3 protein-coding genes and 1 rRNA gene are annotated in these 4,628 nt (G+C 67.7%); 2 read left to right on the forward strand and 2 right to left on the reverse strand.

Going from position 1 to position 4,628, the window contains the following annotated elements; genetic code table 11:
• Together V6B97_RS16945 and trpB are read right to left on the reverse strand one after the other, a co-directional pair.
• Positions 1-121 (reverse strand): 16S ribosomal RNA (locus V6B97_RS16945); the annotation flags it as partial.
• Between the two features lie 510 nt (positions 122-631).
• Positions 632-1,816 (reverse strand): tryptophan synthase subunit beta, encoded by a 1,185-nt coding sequence (gene trpB / locus V6B97_RS16950; protein WP_333507700.1) that lies wholly within the window; start codon positions 1,814-1,816, stop codon positions 632-634.
• Between the two features lie 479 nt (positions 1,817-2,295).
• On the opposite strand from trpB, the gene mtnA reads away from it, so the two are divergent.
• Both mtnA and V6B97_RS16960 read left to right on the forward strand, forming a co-directional pair.
• Positions 2,296-3,348: an S-methyl-5-thioribose-1-phosphate isomerase gene (mtnA, locus tag V6B97_RS16955; RefSeq protein ID WP_333507698.1), complete on the forward strand. Its 1,053-nt coding sequence runs from the start codon at positions 2,296-2,298 to the stop codon at positions 3,346-3,348.
• A gap of 359 nt (positions 3,349-3,707) precedes the next feature.
• A complete protein-coding gene (locus V6B97_RS16960) occupies positions 3,708-4,448 on the forward strand; it encodes a Crp/Fnr family transcriptional regulator (protein ID WP_333507699.1) in 741 nt (246 codons plus the stop codon).
• The last annotated feature ends 180 nt before the right edge of the window (positions 4,449-4,628 follow it).

Here is a 4,628-nt window from a genome sequence, read left to right on the forward strand (position 1 = left end):
CATCCACGCGTTACTCACCCGTGCGCCGCTTTACTCAGGCCGAAGCCCTTTCACGCACGACTTGCATGTGTTAGGCACGCCGCCAGCGTTCAATCTGAGCCAGAATCAAACTCTCCAGTTGAAAAACCAGAGTCGCACGAACGCCCCGTACTTGGGACACCCGCACGATTGATTACTTATCGTAAAGGCTGATTCCTTCCCGACTCGCTATTTACTTGTCAAAGAACCGTGGTCTGTTCAGACCGCCGGAGCCAGTGCTCCGCCGTGCCCTCGACCTTGTCGCGGCGCGGACGGCCTTTTTGCCGTATCCCGCATCCGCTGTCAACGCCCTTTTTCACTTTTTTCGTGGCCGGTGGATGCTGCCTGTGTGGGCACATCATCCGGCGGGGCCTACAAGGTAGAAAGAGCACTCCACGCAGAATTCCGAATGGCGGCGCGCTGTTCACGCGCTGCCGCCGGTCGCCGGCGCGGAAGCGGGTATCTATGCGTATCCCCCGCCAAGGTCAACAACCTTTTTTCGGGCGGCGCGCATTTTTCAGATAACACACTGAATTTGCAGATATAAAAACTTGCAGCCAAAGCCGGGCAGGCCCCGCGCCAGCCCGGCTACCCTCGATGCTGCGGGCAAGACCTACAGCGTGGGCGGCGTGACCAGCCCGGCGCTGACCATTTCCTCCACCTGGGCCACGTCCTTGTCGCCCCGGCCGGACAGGTTCACCAGGATGATGGCGTCCCTGCCCATGGCGGGCGCCAGCTTCATGGCGTGGGCCAGGGCGTGGGACGATTCCAGCGCGGGAATGATGCCCTCCGTCCGGGACAGGACGAAGAAGGCGTCCAGGGCTTCCACGTCGGTCACGCTGGCGTACTCGGCGCGGCCAAGATCCTTGAGGTGGCTGTGTTCCGGCCCCACGCCGGGGTAGTCCAGCCCGGCCGAAATGGAATACACGGCTGCCGGTTCGCCCGCCTCGTCCTTGAGCATGTAGGAATGGAACCCGTGCATGACGCCCGGCGACCCCATGCACAGGGTGGCCGCGTGGTCGCCGTAGGTCAGGCCGCGCCCGGCCGGTTCCACGCCGATGAGCCGCACGCCCTCATCCCCGATGAAGTCCGCGAACAGGCCGATGGCGTTGGAGCCCCCGCCCACGCAAGCCACGGCGCAGTCGGGCAGGCGGCCTTCGGCCTCCAGCATCTGGGCGCGGGCCTCGCGCCCGATCACCGACTGGAAGTGCCGCACCATGCGCGGGTAGGGATGCGGCCCCACGGCGGAACCCAGCAGGTAGAAGGTGTTTTCCGCGTCGCCCAGCCAGGCGGCCAGGGCTTCGTCCACGGCCTCCTTCAGGGTGCGCTGGCCGCTCATGGCGGGCACCACGTCCGCGCCCATCATGCGCATGCGGAACACGTTGAGCTTCTGGCGCTCCATGTCCTCCGCGCCCATATGGATGGTGCAGCGCATGCCCATGAGCGCGGCGGTGGCGGCCGTGGCCACGCCGTGCTGGCCCGCGCCCGTTTCCGCGATGACCTTCTTCTTGCCCATGCGTTTCGCCAGCAATATCTGGCCGATGGTGTTGTTCACCTTGTGCGCGCCAAGGTGGTTCAGGTCTTCGCGCTTGAGGTAGATCTTCGCCCCGCCCAGGCGCGCGGTAAGGTTGGCGCACAGGAACAGCGGCGTCTGGCGGCCGGAATAGCGGGTCAGGTAGTAGTCCAGTTCGGCCAGGAAGTCCGGGTCGGCGTGGTAGCGCTCGAACGTGGCGGCCAGTTCGTCGAGCACGGGCTTGATGTGCTCCGGCACGTACTGCCCGCCGTAAGGACCGAACATGCCGTCCAGCGCAGGAGGGGCGGGCGGAGACGCCGGGCGGGACAGGTCGGTACGGGCGGCGCGGGCGGCCACGCCCCCGTCGGAGGCCAGGGACACGAACCCGGCGGCGCCGGGACGGGAAGACTGCGAAGGATTGCCGGACATGAACGAAGCTCCTCTTGCTGCGCGCGGGGCTGTATGAAGAATGCGGTGTGATGGAGTGCTCATGCCGCGAACCGGGTCGGCTGTCAAGAATTGTATACAGTATGCGAAAGACGAAAGCCGTGCCAGCGGAACAGGACCATCAGGCGGCAAAACAGGCCCGCACGCGGCCATCCCCTCGCCTGACCGACGCCGCGCCCTTGCCGAGTCGCCTCCGGGACGGTACACCCGGCGGGGAAGGCAAGCACTAGGCCCGCCGCCCGGCATGGCGCCACGGGCCATCCCCGCGCGCCTTGCCGCACCACGCCCTGCACCCGCGCCCATTCCACGGAGGCCCCATGGAACACCATATCCGCTACGACGCCGCCCAGCGCGCCCTGATCCTACTCGACCAGCGGCTGCTGCCCACCCGGCAGGAGGATTTCGTCTGCCGGACCACGGAAGACATCGTCACCGCCTTGCAGGTCATGGTGGTGCGCGGGGCTCCGGCCATCGGCGTCACCGCCGCGTGGGGCTGCGTGCTGGCCGCCTACGAGGCCGCCGAGGCGGGCGACCACTGGCACCCCGTGCTGGACGGCCTGCTGGGGCGCATCGCCGCCGCGCGGCCCACGGCGGTGAACCTGCGCTGGGCCGTGGACCGCATGCGCAAGGTATGGAAGACCGCCGGGCACGCGCCCTTCGCCACCCTGATCTCGCTGTGGGAATCGGAGGCGCGGCGCATCCACCGCGACGACATCGAGATCAACCGCGCCATGGGCCGCCACGGCGCGGCGCTGATCGACGACGGCGACACGGTGATGACCCACTGCAACGCGGGCGCGCTGGCCACGGCCGGGTACGGCACGGCGCTGGGGGTCATCCGGGGCGCGGTGGACGCGGGCAAGAACATTTCGGTCATCGCCAACGAAACGCGCCCCTTCCTGCAGGGCGCGCGGCTGACCGCCTTCGAGCTGCACGAGGACCACATCCCGGTCACCGTGGCCTGCGACAACGCCTGCGGCCACCTGATGCGCAAGGGCATGGTGCAGAAGGTGGTGGTGGGGGCCGACCGCATCGCCGCCAACGGCGACGCCGCCAACAAGATCGGCACCTATTCCGTGGCCCTGCTGGCCCGCGAGCACGGGGTGCCGTTCTACGTGGCCGCGCCGCTGTCCACCATCGACAGGAACACCCCCGACGGCGATCACATCCCCATCGAGGACCGCACCCCGCGCGAGGTGACCCACGTGGGCGACACCCGGATCACCCCGGACGGGGTGCCGGTGTTCAACTTCGCCTTCGACGTGACCCCGGCCGCGCTCATCGCGGGCATCGTCACCGAGGTGGGCGTGCTGCGACCGCCGTACGCGGAGAGCATCGCCGAGGCGTTCCGCAAGGCGGGGCTGGAGTAGGGGGCGTTTCCAACTTGTCTTTTCGCCCGTTGGCTTCGTCAAACTTCGCCTGCCATAGCTTTGCTGTCCTTATCCGCGCGTTGCGGTCCCTATCCGTAAGGTTCGCTTCGCTCACCAACGGCTAGGGCAAGACTCGCGCTGCGCGCTCGCCTAACGGCTAAGGCTCGGTCGAATACGAGAAGAGCGCGCTGCGGTCCTCATCCGTAAGGTTCGCTTCGCTCACCTAACGGCTGAGGCATACTCCCTCATGGCAGGCTCGTTTTCCTTGCCAACGAACGAAAAATCCTAAGTTGGAAACACCCCCTAACGGCCGCCGCCCGGCGACGGAACGCCCAAGGTCTTCCTCTCAGGAGTCTTCCATGATGATGAAACTCTCCGACGTCGATCTGCTGGAAGCGCTGGAGCGCCCCGAATCCGCCCCCCTGCGCGAGATGTTCGCCGTGCGCCGGGTGGCGCGCGGGCAGGGCATCTTCTGGCCCGACGAGCAGGAAGACCTGGTGCTGGTGGTGAAGTCCGGGCGGTTCCGGGTGTACCTTTCGTACGGCGGCAAGGAATTCACCCTGGCCTTTCTGGAGCGGGGCGACATCTACAGCAGCCACACCGGGGCGCACGTGCAGGCCATGGCCGACGGCGAAGTGCTGCTGGCCGACACCCGCGCCTTCCGCCGCCGCATGACCGACCTGCCCGAGGTTTCGGCCATCATGGTCCGGGTGCTGGGGCAGATGCTGCGCTCCACCTTTTTCCTCATCGAAGGGCTGGTGTTCCGCGACAGCAACACCCGCCTGGCCGCCCTGCTGCTGGAGCAGGCGGAGCGGGCGGGAGCCGGTGACGCGGACGCGGCTCCCGATGCTACCGACGCCCCCGCCCATGCGCCAGGCAAACGGCACGCCATGCCCACCCGGCCGGTGCAGCCCGGCAGCGGCCAGATCATCCGGCTGGACCTGACCACGGAGCAGTTGGCGGGCATGGTGGGGGCCACCCGCCAGACCGTGTCCACCCTGCTCAACGACATGATCCGCTCCGGCATCCTCGACCGCATGGGGCGCGGAACCTACCGCGTGCGCGACATGGACCGCCTGCGCGAACTGGCCAGCGCGTAGTCCCGCCCGCTCCACCACCACCCCCGCTCCACCACCGCCCGTCCCCCTCCGGCCTCCGCCCCTGCCCCTGCCGGACAGTGGCGCACCGCGTTTTCCGCGCCGCCCCGTTTTTCACCGGCCCTCCCGGCTTTCCTGTCTTTTCCCGTCCTCCCTCCACCGGCTTTCCCCCAGCTTTTCCCT

The sequence above is a fragment of the Nitratidesulfovibrio sp. 1201_IL3209 genome (assembly GCF_036763125.1).
GTDB lineage: Bacteria > Desulfobacterota > Desulfovibrionia > Desulfovibrionales > Desulfovibrionaceae > Cupidesulfovibrio.